Raw genomic sequence first — 26,710 nt, 5'->3', positions numbered from 1 at the left:
CTTCCCTTCAGTGCTTCACGAGACGTCCATGCCGATCCGCCACTGCATCGTCCACCTGATCGACAAGAAGCCCGACGGCAGCCCCTCGGTGCTGCACCTGCGCGACACCGAGCTGGCGGAGTCACAGGCCATCGAGAACCTGCTGGCCGACCTCAACGACAGCTACAACGCCAAGCAGGGCAAGGCCTGGGGCTTCTTCCACGAAGAATCCGGCGCCTACCCGTTCAGCGGCTGGCTGAAGGACTATCTGGACGGCGGTCGCGACTTCACCGCCTTCAGCCGCGCGGCCGTCGAGCACCTGCAGAAGCTGATGGACGAGTCCAACCTCTCGGTCGGCGGCCACGTGCTGTTCGCCCACTACCAGCAGGGCATGACCGAGTACCTGGCCATCGCCCTGCTGCACCACAGCGAGGGCGTGGCGGTCAGCGAGAGCCTGGAGGTGACCCCCGCCAAGCACCTGGACCTCGCCCAGCTGCACCTGGCGGCGCGCATCAACCTAAGCGAGTGGAAGAACAACAAGCAGTCGAAGCAGTACGTGTCCTTCATCAAGGGCAAGAACGGCAAGAAGGTCTCCGACTACTTCCGCGACTTCATCGGCTGCCAGGAAGGGGTGGACGCGCCGAGCGAGACACGCACCCTGCTCAAGGCCTTCAGCGACTTCGTGGAAAGTGAGGACCTGCCCGAGGAGAAGGCCCGCGAGAAGACCGACGCGCTGGTCGACTACGCCACCACCCAGGCGCGCCTGGGCGAGCCGATCACCCTTGAGGAGCTCTCCGGGCTGATCGACGAGGAGCGCCCGCGGGCCTTCTACGAGCACATCCGCAACAAGGACTACGGGCTGTCCCCGGAGATTCCGCCGGACAAGCGCACCCTCAACCAGTTCCGCCGTTTCACCGGGCGCGCCGAGGGGCTGTCGATCAGCTTCGAGGCGCACCTGCTCGGCTCCAAGGTGGAGTACGACGAGGAGCGGGACCTGCTGATCATCCGCCAGGTACCGACCCAGCTGAAGGATCAGCTCAAGCGCCGCAAGGACTGAGGCCCCGGTGACCTACGGTGCCGGACTGTCCACCCGCGGCAGCTGCTCGCGCTCGTAGCGCGGGTACAGGTGGGTGACCGTGCGGGTCAGCTCGTAGCGGCTCAGGCTCACCCTGGCGAAGCGCTCGGGGATGGGCGCGGCGATCACCTCGGTCATCTCCGCGCCCCGGGCGGCGCTGTCGCGCAGCAGGCCGTCCAGCCAACCCAGGTAGTCGCGCATCTGCGCGAAGGGCGCGGCATCGCCGGCCACGGGACCGTGGCCGGGCACCACCAGCTTCCAGGGCAGCGCCTGCAGGCGCTCGAGGTCGTTCAGCCAGACGTCCAGACCGGGACTGTTCGGGGTGGTCAGGGCGCGCTCGTGGAACACCAGATCGCCGGCGAATAGCACCCCGGTGGTCTCGTCGAAGATCGCCAGGTCGGCGCCGGTATGACCGCCCAAAGCCAGCAGACGCAGGCGGTGGTCGCCGATCTCCAGCACGCCCTCCTCCAGAGTCTCGGTAGGCAGCACCACCTCGGTACCGCGCATCCAGTCGCCGACCAGCCGGTACATGTTCTCGGCCATGGCATCGCCCTGCTCGGCGAGCAGCTCACGGGTGCCGGCCAGGGCGGCGATGGGCACATCGCTGAAGGCCTGGTTGCCGAGCACGTGGTCGGGATGATGGTGGGTGAGCAGCACGCGCACCAGCGGCTTGTCGCTGACCTTGCCGATGGCCTGGCGCAGCGCCTCGCCATAGCGCCGCGACGGGCCGGTGTCGATCAGCACCACGCCGGCGGAGGTCTCGATGAAGGCGACGTTGACGATGTCCCCGCCGTTCTGCTCGGAGAAGTTGTCGGTGGAGCCTTCCAGTAGCCAGGTGCCAGCGGCGATCTGCCGAGGCTCCAGGCGGTAGACCAGCTCGGCGGCCTGCAGGGGAGCGGCGCAGAGCACGAGGAGAGTGATCAGACAGCGCAGCATCGGGCTTCTCCTAGGACTGCAACAGGAACGGCAGGCTGAGCAGGACCAGCAGACAGCCGCCCGGAACCAGCAAGGGAATGAGGTGCATGATCCGCCCTCCTCAGAGGTTCGCCTCGAACTCGTTTCCGTTGTTGTCGCGCAGCCACAGCCGGGTCGCTTCCTGACCGCCGACCTCCAGGCCGATGGTGGGGTTCTCGGCGACCGCGGGGAACAGCTCCAGGGTCGCCAGCGCCTTGCCGGAGGCATCGCGCAGCTCGGCCTGGTTGAGGAAGAATTCGGGAATGCCGGCGGTCAGTCCGTTGTCCATCGGGTGGTCGACGCGCAGGCGCAGGCGACTCACCTCGCCACGCGGGAAGCGCGCGCCATGCACCTGACCGAGGCGCTGTTCCCAGCCCGGCTCGCTGCGCACCACGCTGGGCGCCGTACAGCCACCGCCGGCCGCCTCGATGCGCGCCGAGCCAACGTGCCAGACCCCGTCGCGGGTCAGCACCGCGGCCCGCAGGGCGGTCGCCTGCTCGACGCGGATGCGGATCGCCAGCATGGGACGCACCTGCGGCGAATGGGGATGGAAGGTGAAGATGTGCGGGATAGGGTTGAGCTCCGCCCAGGCGACCATGCGCACCACCTGGCCGGCCAGCGCGCTGGCATCGACGCGGATCGGCACCTGGCGGGCGTCTTCGGCGAAAGGCGGGACCTCCAGGAGGACCCGCTCATCGAACAGCACCGGCTCGGTGCCGAGCAGACGCTGTCGATGGAAGTCCCACATAGAGGACTTCAGAGGATCTTCCGACGTGGCCGCCAGGACCAAGCAGGGAAGGAAGAGCAGACCAAGCAGTGTACGGCGCATGTGCAACTCCTTGCGGAGAGACAGCCCCAGACAGCGGGCTCATTCTTCGACGTGGACGCTTTCCAGATAGGAGCGGATCGCCCAGAGTGCTTCCTGGCTCAGATAGTTGGCCATCTTCGGCATGTACACCCGGCCGTCGCGCACCGAACCGTTGATGACCCGTTCCTTGAACCATTCGTCGCCGGTGGCGCCCAGCTCCAGGTAGCGCAGGTCGGGGGCGATGCCGCCGGACTTCGCTTCCAGGCCATGGCAGGCGGCGCAGTTCTGGTTGTAGGCCGAAGCGCCGATCTCCACCGCACGGGGGTTGTCGCGGTAGGGGTTCTCGTCGCGCCACTCCTCACCCAGAGGCTCCAGACCGTCCGTGTTGACGTTCTGCGGGACGACATCGCCATGCGCCCAGACATTGCCGGCGGCAACAGCCAGCAGCAGGAGGGCGGCAGCCGCGGTGTTCTTCTTGTTCATAAGACGGGACCTCATTCAATGCACGCGGGACGGCTCGCGTGGAGCACGGTTGGGCACATGCTAGGAAGCCCGACCCAGACACCGAATGCCGCTTTGGTCGTTCGCATCTAGTCCATTGGTAGCAAGGCTTTAGGGGGTGTCGCGGGAGCCTTTGGCAGCAAGGCCAAGTCATGGGGCGATTGGGAATTTTTCCCTGCAAGGCCGGGAGTTTTTCCGTTTCGGCAGAACCCTTGCGGTTCCACCATCGAAGTGCCAGGTCGCCATCGTGGCGGCCTCAACACCACCACACTCAATGGGAACCACAACCATGACAACAAGATCGTTACCCAGCAAGCCTCGCCCCATGGCCTTCGCCATCAACAGCCTGCTGCTGGCCGGCGGCCTGGCGCTCGGCGGCTCCGCCCTGGCCAAACCCGTGACCTGGGAAGACATCGCCAACGACCACCTGACCACCCACAACGTGCTGCAGTACGGCATGGGCATGAACGCCCAGCGCTGGAGCCCGCTGGACAAGATCAACGACAGCAACGTCTTCAAGCTGACCCCGGCCTGGTCGTACTCCTTCGGTGACGAGAAGCAACGCGGCCAGGAATCCCAGGCCATCGTCCACGACGGGGTGATCTACGTCACCGGTTCCTACTCCCGCGTGTTCGCCCTCGACGCCAAGACCGGCAAGCGCCTGTGGACCTACAACCACCGCCTGCCCGACGACATCCGTCCATGCTGCGACGTGGTCAACCGCGGCGCCGCCATCTACGGCGACAAGATCTACTTCGGCACCCTGGACGCCCGTGTCGTGGCCCTGAACAAGGACACCGGCAAGGTGGTCTGGAACAAGAAGTTCGCCGACCACTCCGCGGGCTACACCATGACCGGCGCACCGACCATCGTGAAGGACCAGAAGACCGGCAAGGTGCTGCTGATCCACGGCAGCTCCGGTGACGAATTCGGCGTGGTCGGCCAGCTGTTCGCCCGCGACCCGGAGACCGGCGAGGAAATCTGGATGCGTCCGTTCGTGGAAGGCCACATGGGCCGCCTGAACGGCAAGGAAAGCACCCCGACCGGCGACATCAAGGCTCCGTCCTGGCCGGATGACCCCAACTCGCCAACCGGCAAGAAGGAAGCCTGGAGCCACGGTGGCGGCGCCCCCTGGCAGAGCGCCAGCTTCGACCCGGAAACCAACACCATCATCATCGGTGCGGGCAACCCGGCACCGTGGAACGGCTGGGCGCGCACCGCCGACGGTGGCAACCCGCGCGACTACGACAGCCTCTACACCTCCGGCCAGGTCGGTGTCGACCCGACCACCGGCGAAGTGAAGTGGTTCTACCAGCACACCCCGAACGATGCCTGGGACTTCTCCGGCAACAACGAGCTGGTGCTGTTCGACTACAAGGACAAGTCCGGCAAGACCATCAAGGCCACTGCCCACGCCGACCGCAACGGCTTCTTCTACGTCGTCGACCGCACCAACGGCAAGCTGCAGAACGCCTTCCCGTTCGTCGACGGCATCACCTGGGCCAGCCACATCGACCTGAAGACCGGTCGTCCGGTGGAACGCGAAGGCCAGCGCCCGCCGCTGCCGGAGCCGGGTGAAGCCCGCGGCAAGGTAGTCGAGGTCTCCCCGCCGTTCCTCGGCGGCAAGAACTGGAGCCCCATGGCCTACAGCCAGGACACCGGCCTGTTCTACATCCCGGCCAACCACTGGAAGGAAGACTACTGGACCGAGTCGGTCAGCTATAAGAAGGGCTCCGCCTACCTGGGCATGGGCTTCCGCATCAAGCGCCTGTACGACGACCACGTCGGCATCCTGCGCGCGATGAACCCGACCACCGGCAAGGTCGTCTGGGAGCACAAGGAACGTCTGCCGCTGTGGGCCGGCGTGCTGGCCACCAAGGGCAACCTGGTGTTCACCGGCACCGGCGACGGCTACTTCAAGGCCTTCGACGCCAAGAACGGCAAGGAGCTGTGGAGCTTCCAGGTGGGTACCGGCATCGTCTCCCCGCCGATCACCTGGGAACAGGACGGCGAGCAGTACATCGGCGTGACCGCCGGTTACGGTGGCGCCGTGCCCCTGTGGGGCGGCGACATGGCCGACCTGACCAAGCCGGTCGCTCAGGGCGGCTCCTTCTGGGTGTTCAAGCTGCCGAACTGGGATAAGGCCAGCGCCAGCCGTTGATCGCCCACGCCCCGTCACTTCCGCCCTCTCCCCTCCCGGGAGAGGGTCGGGGTGAGGGGCGTTTCCATTGCGTCAAACCGAGGAGTACCGCAATGAAACACCTGTCCCTGTTCCTGCCGCTGGCCCTGTTCGCCGCCGGCAGCCCCGCCTTCGCCGCGGACGACGGCGTACTGGTCATCAACGGTTGCCGCATCGAGCCGGACAGCAGTTGCCCGGGCGCCGATCTCAAGGGCGCCGACCTGCGCAACCAGGACATGCGACGCATGAAGCTGGCCGGCGCCGACCTGTCCGGGGCCGACCTGCGACATGCCAACCTGGACCTCGCCGATCTGGAGAAGGCCAACCTGAAAGGAGCCAACCTGACCCGCGCCAGCCTGCAGCAGAGCAACCTGCGCCTGGCCGACTTCAGCGGCGCCAAGCTGGTCGCCATCCAGGGCTGGGGCATGTACGCCCAGGCCGCGCAGTTCAATGGCGCCGACCTGTCCGCCGCCTACCTGGAATTCGCCCGCCTGGGCGGCTCCAAGATGCACGGCGTCAAGCTGGTCGCCGCCGACCTGGAAATGACCTGGCTGAACCGTGCCGACCTGAAGGGCGCCGATCTCAGCGACGCCAACCTGCAGGAAGTCAAACTCGGCGGCTCCAACCTGGAGAATGCCACCCTGAGCGGCGCCCGCACCCGCTTCGGCAACTTCCAGGACGCCAACATGGAAGGCTGCAAGGACTGTCCGCCCGGCTGGGACTGACCCGACTGGACGAAAGTCGGCCGCTGCGGCTAAGGTCAGTGGCCTTCTTCGTCCGAAACCCTTCCGCTTGAGCGCCCCTTGATCCCCACCCAACCGCGCGTGCTCTCAGGCGCCTGCTACCCCGGACCCCGCCACCCTTCCTCGCCCCGGTACCCTGGATCCGCCTGAATCCCGCTGCGGACTGCGCGCCCCAACTGTTCGGCCTGCACCAGGCCTACCTGGCCCTGCTGGGACCGTGCTTCGGCTTCCCGTTGCTGTCGTTGCTGGTCAGCCTGAGCAGGCCGTGCGAGGCCCTGAAGATCCTCTGCCACGGCCACTGCCTGGCGCCGGACGCCGCGCGCCTGCGCGCCAGCCGTGTCCGGTGCGGAGCGCTGGCGAAGCTGCGGGTACTGTTGCTGCTGGAGCTGCTGGCATCGCCGGCATCCGGCCGCTCGGCTCAGGCCGACTTGGCCTCGCCGACCCGCAGCACGCCGGTTTCCAGGGCCAGGTGCACCAGCCCGGCGAGGGAATCCACACCCAGCTTGTTCTTCAGCAGGGTCATGTGGTTGGACACCGTCTTGCCGCTGATGCACAGCCGTTCGGCGATCTGCCGCACCGGCACGCCGTGGGCGAGCATGATGAATACTTCCATCTCCCGGGGCGTCATGCCTGCCAGACGCGGGTCGCCATAGGGATCGTCGCCGCGCTGGCACGCCAGGCGGGTGGCCAGCGCCTGCTCGATGTAGGAATAGCCGGCCAGCACCCGGCGCACCGCCTCCACCAGCACTTCCGGCGCCGCGGCCTTCGTCACGTAGCCGGCCGCCCCGGCGTCCAGCGCCTGGCGCACCAGAGGCAGCTCGTCATGCATGCTGAAGAACAGCACACGCAGCTGCGGCAGGCGCTGGCGCAGCCGGCGGGTGGCCTCCAGGCCGCTGATCCCCGGCAGGCCGATGTCCATGATCACCAGGTTGGGAATGCTCGCCTGCACCTGCTGCAGGGCCTCCTCGCCGCTGCCGGCCTCGGCAATCTCCACCTCCGGGAGCATGCCGCGCAGCAGGCCGCTGCAGCCCAGGCGCACCACGGCGTGGTCGTCGACCAGGAGGATCTTCATGGCTGCAGCTCCAGCAGCAGGTAGTCGACGCGCAGCACTTGGCGGATCGGCTTCTCGGCGGCAGCCGAGGGCGCCTGCCGGTCGAAACCGATCAGACTGAGGATCAGCAGCAGGGACAGCGCCAGGGTTTTCAGGGTCTGGATGACGGATGGCATGGGGGACCCGCTTCTGCAGCGCCCCGGGCGGGGCGGGACTCCTGACGGCAATCCTAGGCCCCGGCCAGCGCCGAGCGACTCCTACCTTGGTACTGGAAAACCGCTACCTTTCGGTCGATTCGCCACCCCGGCGGGGCGAAATTACTACTTTGGTAGCGGTTTTCCCCACTCAACGTAGGATTCCCAAAGCACAAGCGGACCTCTCTAATGGTCCCCATAACAAAGCATCGGGACCACCGAAATGTCACGATCGACAAGGCCTGCCATCGTCTCGGCCCAACCGCGACGGCGCCCGCTTCTGCGTCAGTCCGTCCACCAGCCGAAGTCTGCCTGCCCACCCGCATCCGCCGCCGCGTCACTCCCATCCCGCCTTGCCGGCGCGCGCCAGCTGCTCGGTGCACTGGCCCTGCTGGCCCTGCTGCCGCTACCGGCCGGCGCGGCCAACGACGATCCCACCCTGTTCACCGCTGACGGCTACCGGCAGAGCCTCTACCGCAGCCCGACGCCCGAGCGCGCCGAGCACGCCGTGACCCTGGACACCGCGGCGCTGCAGAAGCTCCTCGCGGAACGCCCGGAGACCCGGCTGATCGACGTCTATCGCCGCCCTTGGGTGAACGGCCGCTTCGTCAACGACGAGGAGCACCGCAACATCCCCGGTAGCCTCTGGCTGGCCAACACCGGCGACGGCCAGCTGACCCCGCAGTGGCAGGCCTACTTCGCCGACAACCTGGCGCACATCAGCGCCGGCCGCCGCGACCTGCCGCTGGTATTCTATTGCCGCTCCGACTGCTGGCTGAGCTGGAACGCCGTCAGGCGCGCCCACGCCCTGGGCTACACCAGCCTCTACTGGTACCGTGACGGCATCGACGCCTGGGAACAGGCCGGACTGCCCCTGCACCCCGCCACCCCCCAAGAACTCTCCGTCGCACCATAATGACAACAACGAGGTGAAAGGCCATGTACAAGATTCTGATTGCCGACGATCACCCGCTGTTCCGCGAAGCCATCCACAACGTCATCAGCGACGGTTTCCCCGGCTCCGAAGTGATGGAAACCGCCGACCTGGACAGCGCCCTGGAGCTGACCCGCGAGCACGACGATCTCGACCTGATCCTCCTCGACCTCAACATGCCCGGCATGCACGGCCTCAACGGCCTGATCAACCTGCGCAACGAGGCGCCGACCATACCGGTGGTGATCGTCTCCGCCGAGCAGGACAAGCAGGTGGTACTGCAGGCCATCACCTACGGCGCGGTGGGCTTCATCACCAAGTCCTCGCCGCGCGCGCAGATGACCGAGGCCATCGAGCAGATCCTCAACGGCAATGTCTACCTGCCCTCGGACATCATCCGCACCCAGAAGAGCTCGCCGCGGCGCAGCGGCAGCGACGAGCACAGCATCCCGCCGGAACTGCTCCAGGCGCTGACCCGCAAGCAGCTGCTGGTCCTCGAGCGCATGGCCAAGGGCGAGTCGAACAAACAGATCGCCTACAACCTGGACATCGCCGAGACCACCGTGAAGGCCCATGTCTCGGCGATCCTGCGCAAGCTCAACGTGCACAACCGCGTGCAGGCGATCCTCTCCGCCGGGGACATCGACTTCTCCGCCTACCTGCGCCGCTGAGCCCCGACGTGCCGGAGCGGCGCACCCTGCTGCTGACCCTGCTGGCGATGCTGGCCTTCGCCGGCAATTCGCTGCTCTGCCGGGCGGCGCTGAAGGACACCGCGATCGACGCGGCAAGCTTCACCACCGCGCGCATCCTCTCCGGCGCCCTGATGCTCGCCCTGCTGCTGCGCCTGCGCGGTGCCAGCGCCAAGCCGCGCGGCAGCTGGCGCGGCGCCGCGGCGCTGTTCCTCTACGCGGCGGCCTTCTCCTTCGCCTACCTGCAGCTGGATGCCGGCACCGGCGCCCTGCTGCTGTTCGGCGCGGTGCAGGTGACCCTGGTGCTGGCCGGCCTGCTGCGCGGCGAACGCCTGGGCGGCCAGGCCCTGCTCGGCGTCCTGCTCGCCGCCGGCGGCCTGCTCTACCTACTGCTGCCGGGGGCCAGCGCCCCGCCTCTGAGCGGTGCCCTGCTGATGCTGCTCTCCGGACTGGCCTGGGGGCTCTACACCCTGTTCGGGCGCGACGGCGGCGACCCTCTGGCGGCGAGCGCCGGCAACTTCCTGCGTGCGGCGGCCTTCGCCGCCCTGCTGGCCCTGACCTTCCATGCCGGGCTGCGCCTGGACGGCCTCGGGCTGCTCTACGCGCTGCTCTCCGGTGCCCTCGCCTCGGGCCTCGGCTATGCCCTGTGGTACGCCGCCCTGCCGGGACTGACGGCCATCCAGGGCGCCTCGGTGCAGCTCAGCGTGCCGGTGCTCGCTGCCCTGGCCGGCGCCCTGCTGCTCGACGAGCCTCTGGGGGCTCGCCTGCCGGCGGCGGCCCTGGCAGTGCTCGACGGTATCGCCCTGGTTCTCCTGCCCAGGCTAGCCGGGGTGCCGCGCGCGGGCGTCTGAGTCAGACCGCGCCGCCGCGCTCCAGCAGGTGGCACATGGCGGTCTTCAGCTTCATCGGCCGTACCGGCTTGTGCATCAGGGTGTGACCCAGCTCGCGGACCTGCTGCTTGAGCTCGTTGCTGTAGTTGGCAGTGATCATCAGCGCCGGCAGCGGCGTGGCGCGCCGGGCGTTGATCGCGGCCACCGCGTCCAGACCGTTGCAGTCGTCGTCCAGGTGGTAATCGACGATCAGCAGCTCGGCCTCGGCGTGGAAGTTGTCCACCTGGCGCGCCAGATCCTCCTCGGACAGCGCGGTAACCACCCGGCAGCCCCAGCCTTCCAGCAGGGTACGCATGCCGGCACAGATCGACGCATCGTTGTCCAGCACCCAGACCCGCGAGCCGCGCAGGCGGTCGATCAGCTCGTCCGGAGTGCGCGCCTGTTCTTCTCCGCGACTGCGCGGCGCGCGGCTGGCGCAGGGCACCTCGATGGCGAAGCGCGAGCCCTTGCCGAGCACCGAGCTGACCTGCACGCGGTGGCCGAGCATGCGGGCGATCTTGTCGACGATCGCCAGCCCCAGACCGAGACCGCGGTCCTGGTTGGCGCGCGCCGCGTCGCCGCGCTTGAACTCCTGGAAGATCTCACCGAGCTTGTCCTCGGCGATCCCCACCCCGGTATCCCACACCTCGATGGACAGGCTGTGCCGATGGCGCCGGCAGCCGAGCAGGATGCGCCCGGACGGCGTGTAGCGGATGGCGTTGCTGAGCAGGTTGCGGAGGATCCGCGCGAGCAGTTGCTGGTCGCTGCGCACCAGCGCCGTGCTGGGCACGAAGTCCAGCTGCAAACCCTCGCTGGCCGCCACCTGGCGGTACTCGGCGGCGAGGTTGGCGAGCAGTTCGCTGACCGCGAAGGAGGCGATGTCCGGCTTGACCACCCCGGCGTCCAGCTTGGAGATGTCCACTAGGGTGCCGAGCAGGTTCTCCACATCCTCCAGGGAGTTGCTGATGTTGCGCACCAGTCCGTCGCCCGCGCCGGGGGCGCGCTCGAGCAATGCGCTGGTAAACAGCCGGGCGGCGTTCAGCGGCTGCAGCAGGTCGTGGCTGACCGCGGCAAGGAACTTGGTCTTCGACAGATTGGCCTGCTCGGCCTCGTGCTTGGCCTCGCGCAAGCGCGCCTCCACCTGGCGGCGCTCGCCGATCTCGCGGACCAACTGCTCGTTGAGGGCGGTCAGCTCGGCGGTGCGCTCGCGGACCCGCTGCTCGAGGTTCTGGTAGGCCTGATGCAAGGCCTCGGCGGTGCGCCGCCGCTCGGTGATGTCGCGGATCAGCACGAAGATGCCGACCACGCTGCCGTCGGCCTGGCGGTTCGGCACGTAGGAGCGCAGCATGCAGCGCTCTTGGCCCCCCATATTGGTCTCCACCACCTCGAAGCTGACGCTCTCGCCGTCCAGGGCGCGCTCCAGGTAGGGCTGCAGGCGTCGGCAGTGCTCCTCGCCATGGGCCTCGTGCAGGCTGCGGCCAAGCATGGCGCCGCGCGGCCAGTGGTACCACTCCTCGTAGACCTTGTTGGTGAACTCGTAGACCAGGTCGGCAGACAGGTAGGCGATCAGCGCCGGCACATGGTCGGTGATCAGGCGGATCCACTCCTCGCTCTTGCGCAGGGTCTCGGCGTGCCGGTAGCGCTCGGTGATGTCGGTGAAGGTGTTGACGAAGCCGCCGGTGGGCAGCGCATGGGTACGGATCTCCAGGACCTGGCCGCCGTACAGGTGCTGCTCGATCTGCTGCACCCGCCGCCCCTCGGCGTCGCGGGTATCCGGGGTGAGCAGCGGCAGCGCACTGTCGGCCATCACCTCGGCGAACTGCCGCTTGCCGGCGATCGGCGCCAGACCGCAGAGCTGCAGGAAGCGGTGATTCCACAGCTCCAGCACGCCGTCGGCGTTGACCATGGCCACGCCCTGGGACAGGTTGTCCACCGCGCGCTGCAGCAGACTGGACTTCTGCGCCAGTGCCTGCTCGCGGCGGATGGTCTCGCTGACCTTCACCTCGGTGATGTCGGTGTAGAGGATCACCAGCCCCCCCTCGCTGGTCGGCCGCTCGCTGACCTGTACCCAGCGGCCGTCCCGCAGGCGGTAGAGGCTGTGCTCGTCGCCGCCCGAGCGGTGCTCCTCGGCGATCAGCCCGGAGCTGGCCACCAGGCGGCGGATCTCGGAGAGCCGGGTGCCGGCGCTGATGCGCACCCGGCTGTGCGCCCAGAACGACTTGAAGCGGCTGTTGAACAGCACGATGCGCTGCTCGCGGTCGAACAGCACGAAGGCGTCGGAGATGCTCTCGATGGCGTCGATCAGATGCTGGTGAGCGGTCTCGGCGCGCAGCCGCGCCTCGCTGAGCAGGTGGTTGCTGGCCTTCAGCTCGGCCATCGCCTGGTTCAGCGCATCGGTGCGCTCGCGCACCTGTTCGGCCAGTTCCACCGAGTACTGGAAAGCGGCATAGGAGTCGTGGGGCAGCGAGGAGCGCGACTCGACCCGCTCGATCAGCGCCGCGTTGATGCGCCGCAGCTTGTGGTTCTCGCGCTCCAGCTGCTCGATGCGGGCCTGGAGGTCAGCGGCGGCCATGCCTGCCGGGTCGGCCGATGGCGACCCCGGTGAAGGTCTGGTTGAGGTGTACGCCATTGCACTGTTCCCCGTAGGTGTTGAAGCCGATCACCTGGCGGCTGCGCAGGAATTCGGCCACCGCGTCCAGGTCGCCGCTGGCCTCCGCCTCCAGACGACGCAGGAAGCAGTCGCAGCCGATGGTCAGCAGGGGCTCGCCGAGGTGCGCCTCGATGCGCGCGAACTGCGCCTGGAGGTTCGGCAGCAGCGGCCCGGGGCGCATGGCGGTGAGCACGATGCCGTTCTCCACCGCGCAGTAGAAGCTCAGGCTGAGGTCGTCGTTGACCTTCTGGATGGAGCGCACGTAGTAGCGGTCGTTGATCCGCACCGCCAGCGGGTGGGCGGCGAACAAGGCGAAGTCCAGCGCCTCGACCGGCACGCCGATCAGCTCGGCGTAGGCCTGGGCGGCCGGCTCGGCGTTCAGCTCGTGGACCCGCCGCGCGTTGCTGTCGGCGCGGGTCACCACCAGGCGCTCCTCGCGCGGCTCGATGTGGTGGGTGGTGAATACCTCGAAGTCCAGCCAGGTGTTGACCAGCACCACCACCGCCGAGCCGCTGTGGAAGCGCCCGCCGTGGTAGACGTAGGTGCGCGCCAGGTAGTTGTCGTCGCCGGCCGAGCCGCCGAAGTGCGGGATGCGCCCGAAGGCCGCGCTCAGCGCCGCCAGCACCACCTCCTCGCGGCTGGACAAGCCGTCCAGCAAGGTCAGGGCGAAGCTGTGGTCCTTGATCGGCGCCAGTGAATTGCTGCGGCAGTCGTTGATCAGCCGCTCGACCAACTGCTGGGCGTCGATCAGGCTGAAGCGCTCCATCTCGTCGATCAGCTCGCAGGCCACCGAGAAGTGCCGGTGGTCGAAGCCCACCGCGCTCACGCAATTGCGCCCGTAGCCCAGCGGGGTGATCTCCCCGGCGGTGGTGCAGCCGACCAGGGTGACGCCGCCGAAGTACTGCTCCAGAGCCTGACCGAGGGCATCCAGGTCGTAGGTGGCGGAGCAGAAGAACAGCACGAAGCCGAGGTGCGGGTGGATCAGCTGACGCGCCAGGTCCTGGGCCACGCTCTCCGCGTCCCGGGCGCTGGACATCGCCTTGATCACACCCTCGCCCTGCCCCTGCTGCATCGCCCTACCGCCCGCAGAAAACCCATTTCGATGCAGGCATTCTACGAAGCGCCGGCGCGACGCCCCCATCCTACTTGGGTCGCAGGTCGTGGGGTTCGAAAGTAGGAGGCGGACCGGGGACTGCCGAGGGTCCTCCCCGCCTCACACCAGGCTGGCCAGCGCCTGGCGGCTGAACGGCAGGATCTCGGCGTGGCGGCCATCGCGGATCTTCGCCGCCCACTCGGGGTCGACCAGCAGCGCGCGGCCCACCGCCACCAGGTCGAACTCGTGCCGCTCCAGGCGCTCCAGCAGGCCCTCGATGCCCGCCGGCTGGGCCACCTCATCGGTCTTGCCGAAGAACTGCAGGAACTCGCTGCCGGACAGCCCGACGCTGCCCACGGTGATGGTCGGCTTGCCGGTCAGCCGACGGGTCCAGCCGGCCAGGTTGAGCTCCGAACCAGGAAATTCCGGCTCCCAGAAGCGCCGCGTCGAGCAGTGGAAGATGTCCACCCCGGCCTCGACCAGGGGCTCGAGGAAGGTACCCAGCTCCTCGGGGCTGTGCACCAGGCGGGCGCCGTAGTCCTGCTGCTTCCACTGCGAGAAGCGGAAGATGATCGGGAAGTCCGGGCCGACCGCGGCACGCACCGCGCGGATCACCTCGATAGCGAAGCGCGAGCGGTTGGCCAGGCTGCCGCCGTAGCCATCCGTGCGCTTGTTGCTGCCATCCCAGAAGAACTGGTCGATCAGGTAACCGTGGGCGCCGTGCAGCTCCACGCCGTCCATGCCGATGGCCCGGGCGTCGCGGGCCGCCTGGGCATAGGCAGCGACCACCGCGTCGATGTCCGCCTGGGTCATCTCGTGGACCAGCTCGACGCCGTCCTTGACCTTGCCGGTGGGGCCATAGCCGGGCACCCTGGGGTCCGGCTCGGTGCCCAGCCGACGCACGCTGCCGACGTGCCAGAGCTGCGGGACTATCCGCCCGCCCTCGGCGTGCACCGCCTCCACCACCCGGCGCCAGCCGGCCAGGGCATCCTCGCCGTGGAAGCGCGGCACGTTGGGGTAACCGTTGGCCGCCGGATGGTCGATGGTGGTGCCCTCGGTGACGATCAGCCCCACCCCTGCGGCGGCGCGCCGGCGGTAATACTCGACCACCTGCGCATTGGGCACGCCACCCGGCGAGAAGCTGCGGGTCATCGGCGCCATCACCACACGGCTGGGCAGTTCCAGGCCGCCGAGGCGGAAGGGCTCGAACAGGGCTCGTACGCTCATGAGGGTCTCCGAAGCTCGGTCGCAGAAAAAAGAAATGGGTCCGCCGCAGCACCGGGAAGCGCGGACCATGATGGCCGGGCAGCATAGACTGGCTTATTTCACCCACCCAGCATCATTGATCGCACTGATCGACCGCCATCGCAGGCAGCCTACAGCCACTGCACGTGCTGCTCCAGAGGGAAGCGCAGGCGCGGGTTGTAGACGCCGCGCTCGCCCCGGCGGCCGACGGCGAGGATCATCACCGGAATGGCCCGACGCGGGATGTCCAGCAGCTTGCGCAGGCGCACCTCGTCGAAGCCCTCCAGCGGGCAGGTGGCGTAGCCGTGGCTCTGGAACGCCAGCATCAGGTTCTGCGCCGCCAGCGCGGTGGACTTCACCGCCCAGACGCGCATCTCCGCCAGGCTGTTGGGGCGACGCATCAGCGCCTTGCGCAGCCCCAGCAGGCGTACCAGCTGGCGCTTGAACAGGCCGAGCAGGCCAAACGGCCCCTGGTTGTACTGGAACTGCGCGACGCCGGAATAGAAGCGCCGCACCGGCTCCGGGATGTGCGCCTCCGGCCAGTGCTCGAGGATGCCCGCGCAGGCCTCGCGCCAGGTGTCCGGGCGAGCCAGCACCAGGATCAGCAACGGCGCCCGCGCGGCTTGCTGGCCCAGGCACACCGGGTGCAGACGCGCGCGCAGCTGCGCATCGCGGATCACCTGGAAGCTCCAGGGCTGCAGGTTGCAGGAACTGGGGGCGAGCACGGCCATTTCCAGGCAGTCGCGGATCACCGCATCGGGTACCGGCTCATCGGTGAAGCGGCGCACCGCACGGCGGCTCTCGATCAGCGCGCGCAGCGCGGCGGGCGAGGACTGGACGGGATACTCCTGGGCGGAAAGACTGGACATCGACGGACTCCTCGGACGAGGCCTCCATCAAAGCGGCTAGCGCGGCGGGCAACAAGCGCGAAGCAGGAAAAACGGCCTGCTTTGGCCAAAATGACCTGCTCCCGACCCGCCCGCGGACCGGGAGCAGAAGGCTCAGCCCAGGGCCTTCTCGATGGCTTGGATCAGCACCGGGTCGTCCGGTGCGGTGCGCGGCGAGAAGCGCGCCAGCACCCGACCGTCCTTGCCGACCAGGAACTTCTCGAAGTTCCAGGTGATGTCACCGGGAAACTCGGCCCCCTCGCCGGCCAGCAGGCGATACAGCGGGTGACGCCCCGGGCCGTTGACCTCCAGCTTGCCGGACAGCGGGAAGGTCACCCCATAGTTGAGCGAGCAGAACTCGCGGATCTCCTCCTCGGAGCCCGGCTCCTGGCCGGCGAACTGGTTGCACGGCAGGCCCAGCACGCTGAAGCCGCGCTCCCGGTACTGCTGGTGGAGCTTTTCCAGACCGGCGTACTGCGGCGTCAGCCCGCACTTCGAGGCCACGTTCACCACCAGCACCACCCTGTCCTTGAACGGCGCCAGAGGCAGGTCCGTGCCGTCCAGCGCCCGCAACGTGATGTCATGAAAGGCACTCATGTGGATTCTCCCTAGCGGACAAAAAAGGCGCCCGAAGGCGCCTTTCCTGTGGCTTGAGCTTAGCTCAATCAGTGGTGATGACCACCCTCGCCATGGATGTGGCCATGGGCGATCTCTTCCGGATTGGCATCGCGCACGGCGACCACCTTGACCTTGAAGTTCAGGCGCTGGCCGGCCAGCGGATGGTTGCCGTCGACGGTGATGTCGTCGCCGTCGATGTCGCGGATGGTGACGATCTGCATGCCGCCGTTCGGGGCCGAGGCGTGGAACTGCATGCCCACTTCCAGCTCGTCGACGCCTTCGAACAGGCTGCGGTCGAGCACGGCGACCAGCTCGGCGCTGTATTCGCCGTAGGCTTCTTCCGGCTCGATGGTCACATCCAGCTCGTCACCGGGCTGCTTGCCGGTCAGGGCCTTCTCCAGGCCGATGATGATGTTGCCGGCGCCGTGCAGGTACACCAGCGGAGCGCCGCCTGCGGAGCTGTCGATAACCTCGCCGGCATCGTTGGTCAGGGTATAGTCGATGGACACGGCCTTGTTGGCGGCGATCTGCATGGGGGTGAACCTTTGCGAAAGAATGATGAAAGAACAAGTGTAACCAAGCCCCCGCAAGAATGCGACCAGCACGCGGACGGACGGAGCGGTAGCCGGATCGCGGGGTTCCACCAGGATGAGGAAGGCCACTGGGTCGCGGAACTCACCTGCGGGCATACTCAGCATCTGCGCCATCTGCCGCCCTGGCAGTCGCGGCCCTGGGTGATGGATGCCGGGCAGCGCGCCGCCCGGATCGGCCAGCGCTTTCCCTGCGGCTGGTGCCTACAGGACATGGACAAGGAACGAGACATGCCGTCACGCAAGATACTAGTGATCAACTGTGGCAGTGCGACCATCAAGTTCGCCCTGGTCGACGAGCACGAGGAAAGCTTCGCCCTGCGCGGCATCGCCGACCGTCTCGGCGAGCCGGACGCGGTGCTGCACTGGCAGCACGCCGGGGAACGCCACGAGCAGCCGATCCCCGGCGCCGACCACGGCGCCGCCCTCGCCCGACTGCTGCCGCTGGTGCAGGAGGCCAGCCCCGGTGGAGTGCAGGCCATCGGCCACCGCGTGGTGCACGGCGGCGAGCGCTTCACCCGGGCCCGACGCATCGACGCCGAGGTACTGGCGGCGATCCGCGCGGTGGCGCCCATGGCGCCGCTGCACAACCCGGCCAACCTGCTGGGCATCGAGGCGGCCATGGCGGTCTACCCGGAGCTGCCGCAGGTCGCGGTGTTCGACACCGCCTTCCACCAGACCCTGCCCGAGCACGCTTTCCGCTACGCCCTGCCGGATGCCCTGTACCGCGAGCACGGCGTACGCCGCTACGGCTTCCACGGCACCAGCCACCACTACGTGTCGCAGCGCGCCGCGGAACTGGCCGGGCTGCCGGTAGAGGACAGCTGCTGGCTGTCCGCGCACCTCGGCAACGGCTGTTCCACCTGCGCCATCGTCAACGGCCGGAGCCGCGACACCAGCATGGGGCTGACCCCGCTGGAAGGCGTGGTGATGGGCACCCGCAGCGGCGACGTGGACCCCAACCTGCACAGCCACCTGGCACGCACCCTCGGCTGGCCGCTGGAGCAGACCGAGCGGATGCTCAACCACGAAAGCGGCCTGCTCGGCCTGTCCGGGCTGTCCAACGACATGCGCACCCTGCAGCAGGCCCATGACCAGGGCCATCCCGGCGCCATTCTGGCCATCGAGGTGTTCTGCTACCGCCTGGCCAAGTCCCTGGCGGCACTGAGCTGCGCCCTGCCGCGCCTCGACGGCCTGATCTTCACCGGCGGCATCGGCGAGAATTCTCCGCTGATCCGCAGCAAGACCCTGGCCCACCTGCGCCTCTTCGATCTGGCCCTGGACGAGGCCGCCAACGCCCGTTGCGTGAACGGCGTCGGCGGAGCGATCCACGCTCCGGGCCATCCGCGGGTGCTGGTGGTGCCGACCAACGAGGAGCGGCAGATCGCCCTGGAGACCCTGGAAGTGTTGGACGCCTGCGCCATCCGGGCGGACGTCCGCTAGAGAGTTCCACCGACCGGGAGCCTGTCCGGCTCCCTGCCACTGGAGATTGCATGCACACCTTCTTCCTCGCCCCCACCGGCTTCGGCGTCGGCCTCACCTCCGTCAGTCTCGGCCTGGTCGGCGCCCTGGAACGCACCGGCCTCAAGGTCGGCTTCTTCAAGCCGATCGCCCAGCCACGCCCCGGCGACCACGGCGCGGAGCGCTCCAGCGAGCTGATCGCCCGCACCCACGGCCTGGAATCGCCGCGCCCGCTGCCCATCGCCGAGGTGGAGCGGATGCTCGGCGACGGCCAGCTCGACGAGCTGCTGGAGCGGATCGTCAACCTCTACCAGCAGGCCGCCCAGGACAAGGACGTCGTGGTGGTCGAGGGTCTGGTGCCGACCCGTCACGTCAGCTACGCGGCGCGGATCAACTTCCACCTGGCCAAGAGCCTGGACGCCGAGGTGATCCTGGTCTCCGCCCCGGAGGACGAAGCCCTCGACGAGCTGGCCGACCGCCTGGACATCCAGGCCCAGCTGTTCGGCGGGCCTCAGGATCCCAAGCTGCTCGGGGTGATCATCAACAAGGTGCGCGCCGCCGAGGGCGTCGAAACCTTCGCAACGCGTCTGCGCGAGCTCTCACCCCTGCTGCGCAACGACCATTTCCGCCTGCTCGGCTGCGTGCCCTGGCAGGCCGAACTGAACGCCCCGCGGGTGCGCGACGTAGCCGACCTGCTCGGCGCCCGGGTGATCAACGCCGGCGACTACGCCCAGCGACGCATGCACAAGATCGTGCTGTGCGCCCGCGCGGTGGCCAACACGGTGCCGCTGCTCAAGCCCGGGGTGCTGGTGGTCACCCCCGGCGACCGCGACGACATCATCCTCGCCGCCTGCCTGGCGGCGATGAACGGCGTGCCCCTGGCCGGCCTGCTGCTGTGCAGCGACTTCCCGCCGGACGCGCGGATCATGGAGCTGTGCCGCGGCGCCCTGCAGAGCGGCCTGCCGGTGCTCTCGGTGAGCACCGGCTCCTACGACACGGCGATCAACCTCAACCGTCTGAGCAAGGAAATCCCGGTGGACGACCGCGAGCGCGCCGAGCGGGTCGCCGACTGCATCGCCGGCTATTTGGACTACGGCTGGCTGCGCGCCCGCTGCGGCGAGCCCCGCGAGCCGCGCCTGTCGCCGCCGGCGTTCCGCTACCAGCTGGTCAAGCGCGCCCAGGCCGCCGCCAAGCGCATCGTCCTGCCGGAGGGCTGCGAGCCGCGCACCGTGCAGGCCGCAGCCATCTGCCAGGCACGCGGCATCGCCCGCTGCGTGCTGCTCGCCAAGCCCGAGGAGGTGCAGGCGGTGGCCCGCGCCCTGGGCTTGGAGCTGCCGCCGGGACTGGAGATCCTCGACCCGGACCTGATCCGCGAGCGCTACGTGGCGCCCATGGTCGAGCTGCGCAAAAACAAGGGGCTCAACGCGCCCATGGCTGCCGCCCAGTTGGAGGACAACGTGGTCCTCGGCACCATGATGCTGGCCCTCGACGAAGTGGACGGCCTGGTCTCCGGCGCCGTGCACACCACCGCCAACACCATCCGCCCGGCCCTGCAGCTGATCAAGACCGCGCCCGGCTACAGCCTGGTATCCTCGGTGTTCTTCATGCTCCTGCCCGACCAGGTGGTGGTCTATGGCGACTGCGCGGTGAACCCCGATCCGTCCGCCGTCGAGCTGGCCGAGATCGCCATCCAGAGCGCCGAGTCGGCACGCGCCTTCGGCATCGAGCCGCGGGTGGCGATGCTCAGCTACTCCACCGGCGACTCCGGCAGCGGCGCCGACGTGGAGAAGGTCCGCGAGGCCACCCGTCTGGCCCGCTCCGCGCGCCCCGACCTGCTGATCGACGGCCCGCTGCAGTACGACGCTGCGGCCATCGCCAGCGTCGGCCGGCAGAAGGCCCCGGACAGTCCGGTGGCCGGCCACGCTACGGTGTTCATCTTCCCCGACCTGAACACCGGCAACACCACCTACAAGGCGGTGCAGCGCAGCGCCAACTGCCTCAGCGTCGGCCCCATGCTGCAGGGCCTGCGCAAGCCGGTGAACGACCTGTCGAGGGGCGCCCGGGTCGATGACATCGTCTACACCATCGCCCTCACCGCCATCCAGGCGGCGACCCGCGCCTGAGCCCGACGGGCCGCCGGCAGCCCGCTGGCACGGCGGCCTGGGCGTGACCGACTGGTCGGTCGCCGTGCTTGCAGTTCAGTGAACAAGCGTTAACTATTTGCGCCCGACAAGAACCCCGGGCCTCTCCGGGCCACAACAACACGGCGCAACACCCCATGCTGAGCTTCCTTCCCGCCCCGCTGCGCGGCGTCCTGGCCCTCCTGCTGCTAATCGCCAACACCCTGTTCTGGTGCTGGTTCCTGTTCCTCGTCGCCCTGGTCAAGCTGTGCATTCCGGCCCGGCCGGTGCGCAAGCTGTGCAACCTGCTGTCCAACTGGATCGCCGAGATCTGGATCGCCGGCAACAGCGGCTGGATGTGGCTGACCCAGAAGACCGATTGGAACCTCGAAGGCCGCGAGCAACTGAAGTACGACGGCTGGTATCTGGTGACCAGCAACCACCAGAGCTGGGTGGACATCCTGGCGCTACAGCACACCCTCAACCGGCGCATGCCCTTCTTCAAGTTCTTCCTCAAGCAGGAGCTGATCTGGGTGCCGGTGATCGGCTTGTGCTGGTGGGCACTGGATTTCCCCTTCATGAAGCGATACTCCAAGGCCTACCTGGAGCACCACCCGGAGAAGCGCGGCGAGGACATCCGCACCACCCGCCGCGCCTGCGAGAAGTTCCGCGATGTGCCGGTGGCGATCTTCAACTTCCTGGAAGGCACCCGCTTCACCTCGGCCAAGCACGACGCCCAGGGCTCGCCGTACCGCTATCTGCTCAAGCCCAAGGCCGGCGGCATCGCCTTCGTCCTCGACGCCATGGGCGACCAACTGAAGTCGCTGGTCAACATCACCATCCACTATCCGGACGGCATCCCCAGCTTCTGGGACTTCCTCTGCGGCCGGGTCCGCCAGGTGGTGATGCGCTACCATCGCCAGCCGATTCCCGCCGAATTCATCGGCCGCGACTACAACGAGGACGAGGCCTTCCGCCTGGCATTCCAGGAGTGGGTCAACCAGCTGTGGCAGGACACGGATGAGGAACTGGAACGCCTGCACCGGGAGTATCCGCCGGCAGGCAAGTAGGGCCAGAGGCGAAAGAAGCCAGACCTGCCCCACCTTCGGGCAACTCCGGAGCCATCCCCTCTCCCCGTTGAGAGGGGCCATCCCGGGCAGGCCGGAAACAAGCCCGCCCGGGAAAACTTACCGGTAGGCCTTACTGCAGAGGACGCAGATTGATCTCCACGCGGCGGTTCTGCGCGCGGCCGGCCTCGGTGCTGTTGCTGGCGATCGGCTGGCTGGGGCCGGCGCCGTAGGCGCTGATCCGCGAGGCAGCGATGCCGTTGGCGGTCAGGTAGCTGGCCACGCTCTGCGCGCGGCGCTGCGAGAGGCTCTGGTTGAGCTGCAGCGAACCAGTGCTGTCAGTGTGGCCTACGATGTCGATGCCGTTCTGGTTGAACTCCTTGAACACCAGCACCAGCGAGTTGAGGGTCGGGTAGAAGTTGCTGGCGATGTCCGCCGAGTTGCTGGCGAAGGTGATGTTGCCCGGCATGATCAGGGTCAGGTTGTTGCCGTCGCGCTGCACCTGCACGCCGGTGCCCTGCAGGGTCTGGCGCAGCTTGGCTTCCTGGCGGTCGACGTAGTAGCCGTAGCCGCCACCGGCCGCACCGCCCACCGCCGCGCCGATCAGCGCGCCCTTGGCGCGGTCCTTCTTGCTCGCGGTCGCGGCCCCCACGGCGGCACCGGCGACGGCACCGATGCCACCGTACATGCCGGCCTTGCTGGCCTGGCGTTCGCCGGTATAGGGATTGGTGGTGCAGCCAGCCAGCAGTGCGACGCCGGCAGCCAGGGCGGTCAGGTTACGCCATTTCTTCATTCGGTACTTCCTTCTCTGTCTTCTGTTGCCCGGGCTGCGCCCGGCCGAAGCGTCTCGGCGACCCGGGCCAGGCACTTCGAGCCGCGCCTGGCGGCGAAGTTCCGCGCAAGGTTACCAGGACTGCCGGCGGCAGTCCGCGATCCTCTACGGAAGATGGGAGGCAGCCCCTGGACGGGACTGCCTCGAGAGAGGTAAGGCGTCGGGAGCTATTGCGCGCCCTGGGGGCCCTGGGCGCCGGGCAGCGGGCGCAGGGTGACCTCGACGCGACGGTTCTGCGCGCGGCCGTCCGGGGTGGCGTTGCTGGCGATGGGCTGGTCCGGTCCCATGCCACGGGTGCTGACCCGCGCGGCATCCACGCCCTGGGCGATCAGATAGTTGGCCACGCTCTGCGCGCGGCGCTGCGACAGGTCCATGTTGTAGGCATGGCTACCGGTGCTGTCGGTATGGCCGACGATCTCGATGCTGTTCTGGTTGTACTGGCGGAAGGAGCTGGCCAGGTTGTTCAGCGGGGTATAGAAGCTGCTGGCAATCTCCGCCGAGTCGGTGGCGAAGGTGATGTTGCCGGGCATGATCAGTTGGATTGTGTCACCCTGACGCTGCACCTCCACGCCTGTGCCCTGCATGCTGCGGCGCAGCTCGGCCTCCTGCTTGTCGGCGTAGTAGCCGTAGCCGGCCCCTGCCGCGCCGCCGATGGCAGCGCCGATCAGCGCGCCCTTGCCGCGGTTGTCGTGGTCGATCAGCGCCCCAGCCACGGCGCCGGCCACCGCGCCGATGCCACCGTAGGTGGCGGTCTTGTTGGAGCTCGGCTGACTGTTGTCGTAGGGGTTCTGCGCGGCGCAACCGCTCAGCAGGAGGGCGCAGCAGCCCAGAGTCAGTAGCGGCGAACGAAGCATGTCTTCAGTCTCCAGGGGAGGTAGGGGTGTTTCAGTGTATCTCCACGTCTCAGGCGCGGACGAAGGGATTCTCGCGCATCTCGTCGCCGAGTCGAGTATCCGGACCATGGCCGGCGACCACGATGGCCTCCTCGTCGAGGCTGTACAGGCGCTGCTTGATGGAGCGCTCGATGGCCGCGTAGTCGCCCCCCCACAGGTCGGTGCGCCCGATACCGCGACGGAACAGGGTGTCGCCGGCGATCAGCAGCTTGACCTGGGGGAACCAGAAGCTCATCGAGCCTGGGGTGTGCCCCGGGGTGTGCAGGGCCACGCCGCAGCCGCAGGCCAGCTCCTCGTCGTCGTGCAGCCAGCGGTCCGGGGCCGGCACCGGGGTGTAGGGCACACCGAACATGCGGCACTGCAGCTCCAGGTTGTCCCAGAGGAACTGGTCGGCCTGGTGCAGGTGCAGGGTAGCGCCGGTCTTCTCCTTCATCTGTCCGGCGGCGAGGAAATGGTCGAGGTGCGCATGGGTATGAATGATGCTCACCACCTTCAGCCCGTGGGCCTCCAGGCGTGCCATGATCAGCTCCGGATTACCGCCCGGGTCGACCACTATGGCTTTCTTGCTCAGCGGGTCGCCGATGATGGTGCAGTTGCACTGCAGGGGGCCGACGGGGAAGGTTTCGCGGATCAGCGCGGGTTCTGCGGTGGTCATGGATAGTCCTGCTGGAAGGCCCGGAATGGGCGGTTCGTTGCGTCGGACTAGGGTGCGCCCAATGCGGCGGGGTTTTCAATATGGTCCACCGCGGACCGGCCGGTCCGGGCGCGTCGCGATCCCGCCGGAGGAGCTACGCCAAGGGGAATACCGAGCATTACCGGAAATGGCTGGCTGGGCAGGATTATAACGTCGAGGGCATAAAGGCTCCTGTGCTGGTGCGTGAGCGCATCACGCCGATGAGCCTGGATGAACGCATTGCCTACACCACCGAGGCAAACGAGCGCACCACGCTTGAGATGAGCCCGACCGAGCGCGCCATGGCTGACGCGCGCAAGCTGAGGCCGATCCTGAGCCTGTACCGAGGCGGCGACCTGTCGGCGGCTGCTAACCGGGATAGCGCCGACACCGACATCAAGTCTATCGGCGGGGCGCTACTGGACGTGGCCGGCAGCTGGGCGCAAATGCGCGAGAACGCGCGGGAAGGCGTAATTTCCACCAGCGTCGATCTGACCCCGAACCTGCTGGAGGCCGTCAATATCGTGCGCCGTGCCCGCGCCGAGGGCCGCCCGGTCGCAGAGCTGGTGAATCAGAACGACTTTTTCTCTGGAGAGATCGACCCGGTCACTACCGCTTTCCTGAGGATCTTCTACCGTGGTGAGAACTTCGCCCGTGCGCGCAGCCGTGATAGGGTGGCTGACGCATTGCAGTACTATACTGAGCAGGCCCAGCTTTCTAAGCCAGGCCCCAACATGTTCGGCGAGCCGGAAGTCACCGGCGCCGAGATCTTGAGAGATGTCAATGAGCGCATCGAACGACAAGAGCAACAAGCCAGTCAGCAACAAGACATCTTCGCAAGCCCGCGAGCTTCTAGCGCGGACGCTGGAGCATCTGGCGAAGGTGGACAAAGAACCGAATCTGCGCCGGCACGCGAAGCGGCTTCGCAAGGAGGGCAGAATGTACCAGGTGCCCCCGAGCGTGTGGAACGCTATAGCCAAGACGCAGGAGCTGAAGATGCTGACGCCCCTAGTGACGGCGACATCGATCAACGTCTAGCCGCTCAGGCCAAGGCTCCGAAAACCACCAAGTGGGGCGACAAGTCCAGCATTGACGCCTCCCTTCCGCTGCTGCTGCCCGAGCAGCGCGAGGATGTCTACAAGGCCGAGAAGCGGCTGGACGGCAACAACGGTATCCTGTTTACCAACGGCACGGGAACCGGGAAGACTGCGACCGGCCTTGGCATCGCCAAGCGTTTCATCAACGACGGCAAAGACAACATCATCATTGTTGTCCCGAGCGACAAGATTGCGGCGGACTGGGTGAAGTTCGCCCGGATGCTTGGCATCAATCTTCAGCAGCTTGAGGACAGCAACGGCAAGTCCGGCCCGGTCGTTACCACCTATGCCAATTTCGGCCAGAACCGGAGTCTGGTCGAACGCGACTGGGATCTGGTGATTGCCGACGAGTCGCACTACCTGTCCAGCAATGCGAACGGAGACGCGACCGTCCCCCGGACTCCGTGCGGAAATCACTGGGCAGGCGTCCGGTCCACTTCTTGAAGGCCCGGCGGAAGTTGGAGGGGTCGCTGAAGCCGAGCAGGCCGGCGATCTCGAACATGGGCAGCTGGGTATTGGCCAGGTACTCCAGGGCCAGCCGCTTGCGCACGTCGTCGAGCACCTGCTGGTAGCTGGTGCCCAGCTGTGCCAGGTGCCGGCGCAGGCTGCGCCCGCTGGTGTGCAGAGCCCGGGCAGCGCTGTCCAGATCGGGGAACTCCCCCGGGCGGGACAGCAGCAAACGGCGCACGCGGGCAAGCAGCCCGTCCTGCACCTCCAGGTTGGCCAGCAGCGCCTGGCACTGCTGCTCGCACATCTGCACTGTGGCCGGGTTGGCCAGGGCCATTGGCCTGTCCAGGTAGGTGCGCGGCAGGCTCAGCCAGTGCCAGGGCTGATCGAAGGCTACCGGCACGCCGAACACTTCCGCGTAGCGCGCCGCATGGGGCGGCGCCGCATGGGCGAAGCCGACCTGCAGTCCGCTCAGCTCCTCGCCGACCAGGAAACGCGCGATGCTGAACAGGCTGGCCAGCAGGCTCTCGGCGGCGAAGCGCGCCACCATGCCGAGCGGCACCGACTCGCAGGCACGCAGCTCCACCCGCTCGCCATCCTCCACCAGCTCCAGCTCGAAGGCCAGCCCCAGCACCCGGTAGTAGCGCAAGGCGAACTGGATGGCCTTGCCGAGGTTGGCGCTGGACAGAACCGCATAGCCGAGGATGCCGTGAGTGGAGATGTTCAGGCGTCGACCGAACTCCAGGCCTAGGGCCGGCTCCGTACAGCGCTGCAGCAACGTGCCGACCAGCCGATGGAAGTCGCCGAAGGCTAGCCGGCCGTTGGCGTGGGCCAGCAAGTCGGGGCGCAGCCGCGCCGCGGCGAGCAGCGTCCCGCGCTCGATGCCCCGCTCCTCGGCCATGCCCAGCAGGGCCTCCACGTAGGTCAGGGGTACCATTTCGGCGGTGAGATTGAATGCTAGCTTCATGCCTGTCCCTGTCGGCCGCCATCGGGATCGCATTGGCCGGATATGACCTGCAACTTGGCCGTATCTGCCTTCGTCACCGGAGTCGACAAAGCGC

General features: G+C 67.8%; 24 protein-coding genes and 2 pseudogenes. 11 read left to right on the top strand and 15 right to left on the bottom strand.

Annotated elements, in window-relative coordinates; genetic code table 11:
- Window positions 1-28: 28 nt before the first annotated feature.
- Window positions 29-1,036 (top strand): nucleoid-associated protein YejK, encoded by a 1,008-nt coding sequence (gene yejK, locus H165_RS0102290; RefSeq protein WP_017937287.1) that lies wholly within the window; start codon window positions 29-31, stop codon window positions 1,034-1,036.
- A 12-nt stretch (window positions 1,037-1,048) separates the two neighbouring features.
- On the opposite strand, the gene H165_RS0102285 is transcribed toward yejK, so the two are convergent.
- The 3 genes from H165_RS0102285 to pedF form a co-directional block, all read right to left on the bottom strand.
- Entirely contained in the window at window positions 1,049-1,990 is a 942-nt protein-coding gene (locus H165_RS0102285) for a quinoprotein relay system zinc metallohydrolase 1 (protein ID WP_017937286.1), read from the bottom strand.
- 100 nt (window positions 1,991-2,090) lie between these two features.
- Window positions 2,091-2,837 (bottom strand): quinoprotein dehydrogenase-associated SoxYZ-like carrier, encoded by a 747-nt coding sequence (locus H165_RS0102280; protein ID WP_040640565.1) that lies wholly within the window; start codon window positions 2,835-2,837, stop codon window positions 2,091-2,093.
- Window positions 2,838-2,876: 39 nt separating this feature from the next.
- Window positions 2,877-3,299 carry a cytochrome c-550 PedF gene (pedF, locus tag H165_RS0102275; protein WP_017937284.1) on the bottom strand — a complete coding sequence of 141 codons (423 nt, stop codon included), beginning with the start codon at window positions 3,297-3,299 and terminating at the stop codon, window positions 2,877-2,879.
- A gap of 343 nt (window positions 3,300-3,642) precedes the next feature.
- Here pedF and exaA point away from each other — a divergent pair, with 343 nt between their 5' ends.
- Together exaA and H165_RS0102265 are read left to right on the top strand one after the other, a co-directional pair.
- Window positions 3,643-5,478: a quinoprotein ethanol dehydrogenase gene (gene exaA, locus H165_RS0102270; RefSeq protein WP_017937283.1), complete on the top strand. Its 1,836-nt coding sequence runs from the start codon at window positions 3,643-3,645 to the stop codon at window positions 5,476-5,478.
- A gap of 92 nt (window positions 5,479-5,570) precedes the next feature.
- Window positions 5,571-6,221, top strand: coding sequence for a pentapeptide repeat-containing protein (locus H165_RS0102265; RefSeq protein ID WP_017937282.1), 651 nt, complete (start codon window positions 5,571-5,573; stop codon window positions 6,219-6,221).
- Between the two features lie 436 nt (window positions 6,222-6,657).
- On the opposite strand, the gene H165_RS0102260 is transcribed toward H165_RS0102265, so the two are convergent.
- Both H165_RS0102260 and H165_RS19545 read right to left on the bottom strand, forming a co-directional pair.
- Entirely contained in the window at window positions 6,658-7,311 is a 654-nt protein-coding gene (locus H165_RS0102260; protein ID WP_017937281.1) for a response regulator transcription factor, read from the bottom strand.
- Window positions 7,308-7,466 (bottom strand): hypothetical protein, encoded by a 159-nt coding sequence (locus tag H165_RS19545; protein ID WP_017937280.1) that lies wholly within the window; start codon window positions 7,464-7,466, stop codon window positions 7,308-7,310. The genes H165_RS0102260 and H165_RS19545 overlap by 4 nt, the downstream gene beginning before the upstream one ends.
- Before the next feature lie 241 nt (window positions 7,467-7,707).
- Between H165_RS19545 and H165_RS18270 the strand changes: the two genes are divergently transcribed.
- The 3 genes from H165_RS18270 to H165_RS0102240 are packed head-to-tail and all read left to right on the top strand — an operon-like array spanning window position 7,708 to window position 9,958.
- Window positions 7,708-8,400: a PQQ-dependent catabolism-associated CXXCW motif protein gene (locus tag H165_RS18270; protein WP_017937279.1), complete on the top strand. Its 693-nt coding sequence runs from the start codon at window positions 7,708-7,710 to the stop codon at window positions 8,398-8,400.
- A gap of 23 nt (window positions 8,401-8,423) precedes the next feature.
- Complete coding sequence (gene agmR, locus H165_RS0102245) at window positions 8,424-9,089, top strand: response regulator AgmR (protein WP_017937278.1); 666 nt, start codon at window positions 8,424-8,426, stop codon at window positions 9,087-9,089.
- 8 nt (window positions 9,090-9,097) lie between these two features.
- On the top strand, window positions 9,098-9,958 hold the full coding sequence (locus H165_RS0102240) for an EamA family transporter (RefSeq protein WP_017937277.1): 861 nt from the start codon (window positions 9,098-9,100) through the stop codon (window positions 9,956-9,958).
- A gap of 1 nt (window position 9,959) precedes the next feature.
- Here the strand turns inward: H165_RS0102240 and nahK are convergent, their stop codons facing one another.
- The 6 genes from nahK to H165_RS0102210 form a co-directional block, all read right to left on the bottom strand.
- Window positions 9,960-12,605: a hybrid sensor histidine kinase/response regulator NahK/ErcS' gene (gene nahK / locus H165_RS0102235; RefSeq protein WP_081609315.1), complete on the bottom strand. Its 2,646-nt coding sequence runs from the start codon at window positions 12,603-12,605 to the stop codon at window positions 9,960-9,962.
- Complete coding sequence (gene nosP / locus H165_RS0102230) at window positions 12,535-13,698, bottom strand: nitric oxide-sensing protein NosP (protein ID WP_017937275.1); 1,164 nt, start codon at window positions 13,696-13,698, stop codon at window positions 12,535-12,537. The genes nahK and nosP overlap by 71 nt, the downstream gene beginning before the upstream one ends.
- A 141-nt stretch (window positions 13,699-13,839) precedes the next feature.
- Window positions 13,840-14,946, bottom strand: coding sequence for an NADH:flavin oxidoreductase (locus H165_RS0102225; protein ID WP_017937274.1), 1,107 nt, complete (start codon window positions 14,944-14,946; stop codon window positions 13,840-13,842).
- Between the two features lie 149 nt (window positions 14,947-15,095).
- Window positions 15,096-15,833, bottom strand: coding sequence for a nitroreductase family protein (locus tag H165_RS0102220; protein ID WP_017937273.1), 738 nt, complete (start codon window positions 15,831-15,833; stop codon window positions 15,096-15,098).
- A gap of 132 nt (window positions 15,834-15,965) precedes the next feature.
- Window positions 15,966-16,448 (bottom strand): glutathione peroxidase, encoded by a 483-nt coding sequence (locus H165_RS0102215; RefSeq protein ID WP_017937272.1) that lies wholly within the window; start codon window positions 16,446-16,448, stop codon window positions 15,966-15,968.
- 68 nt (window positions 16,449-16,516) lie between these two features.
- Window positions 16,517-17,002: an FKBP-type peptidyl-prolyl cis-trans isomerase gene (locus H165_RS0102210; protein WP_017937271.1), complete on the bottom strand. Its 486-nt coding sequence runs from the start codon at window positions 17,000-17,002 to the stop codon at window positions 16,517-16,519.
- On the opposite strand from H165_RS0102210, the pseudogene H165_RS19900 reads away from it, so the two are divergent.
- From H165_RS19900 to H165_RS0102195, 4 genes and pseudogenes are all read left to right on the top strand, one after another.
- Window positions 16,895-17,209, top strand: a pseudogene (locus tag H165_RS19900) (DUF3565 domain-containing protein); the annotation flags it as partial. The gene H165_RS0102210 and the pseudogene H165_RS19900 overlap by 108 nt on opposite strands.
- Window positions 17,210-17,290: 81 nt before the next feature.
- Window positions 17,291-18,502: an acetate kinase gene (locus H165_RS0102205; RefSeq protein ID WP_017937270.1), complete on the top strand. Its 1,212-nt coding sequence runs from the start codon at window positions 17,291-17,293 to the stop codon at window positions 18,500-18,502.
- A 50-nt stretch (window positions 18,503-18,552) separates the two neighbouring features.
- Window positions 18,553-20,643: a phosphate acetyltransferase gene (gene pta / locus H165_RS0102200; protein WP_017937269.1), complete on the top strand. Its 2,091-nt coding sequence runs from the start codon at window positions 18,553-18,555 to the stop codon at window positions 20,641-20,643.
- A 155-nt stretch (window positions 20,644-20,798) separates the two neighbouring features.
- The gene (locus H165_RS0102195) at window positions 20,799-21,710 is read left to right on the top strand and encodes an acyltransferase (protein ID WP_017937268.1); all 912 of its coding nucleotides are present in this window, start codon (window positions 20,799-20,801) and stop codon (window positions 21,708-21,710) included.
- Between the two features lie 130 nt (window positions 21,711-21,840).
- Here the strand turns inward: H165_RS0102195 and H165_RS0102190 are convergent, their stop codons facing one another.
- From H165_RS0102190 to H165_RS0102180, 3 genes are all read right to left on the bottom strand, one after another.
- Window positions 21,841-22,500 (bottom strand): YiaD family glycine zipper/OmpA-like lipoprotein, encoded by a 660-nt coding sequence (locus tag H165_RS0102190; RefSeq protein ID WP_017937267.1) that lies wholly within the window; start codon window positions 22,498-22,500, stop codon window positions 21,841-21,843.
- 206 nt (window positions 22,501-22,706) lie between these two features.
- A complete protein-coding gene (locus H165_RS0102185) occupies window positions 22,707-23,393 on the bottom strand; it encodes a YiaD family glycine zipper/OmpA-like lipoprotein (protein WP_017937266.1) in 687 nt (228 codons plus the stop codon).
- 49 nt (window positions 23,394-23,442) lie between these two features.
- The gene (locus H165_RS0102180; RefSeq protein WP_017937265.1) at window positions 23,443-24,087 is read right to left on the bottom strand and encodes an MBL fold metallo-hydrolase; all 645 of its coding nucleotides are present in this window, start codon (window positions 24,085-24,087) and stop codon (window positions 23,443-23,445) included.
- Between the two features lie 80 nt (window positions 24,088-24,167).
- Between H165_RS0102180 and H165_RS20140 the strand changes: the two are divergent.
- Window positions 24,168-25,514: pseudogene (locus H165_RS20140) on the top strand (DEAD/DEAH box helicase family protein); the annotation flags it as partial.
- Here H165_RS20140 and H165_RS0102160 read toward each other — a convergent pair.
- Complete coding sequence (locus tag H165_RS0102160) at window positions 25,480-26,616, bottom strand: AraC family transcriptional regulator (protein WP_017937261.1); 1,137 nt, start codon at window positions 26,614-26,616, stop codon at window positions 25,480-25,482. The pseudogene H165_RS20140 and the gene H165_RS0102160 sit on opposite strands and share 35 nt — an antisense overlap.
- Window positions 26,617-26,710 lie beyond the last annotated feature (94 nt).

The organism is Pseudomonas thermotolerans DSM 14292, from assembly GCF_000364625.1.
GTDB classification, from domain to species: Bacteria; Pseudomonadota; Gammaproteobacteria; order Pseudomonadales; family Pseudomonadaceae; genus Aquipseudomonas; species Aquipseudomonas thermotolerans.
The sequence above is the reverse complement of the archived record's forward strand: the minus strand, read 5'-3'. Positions and strand labels throughout refer to the sequence as shown.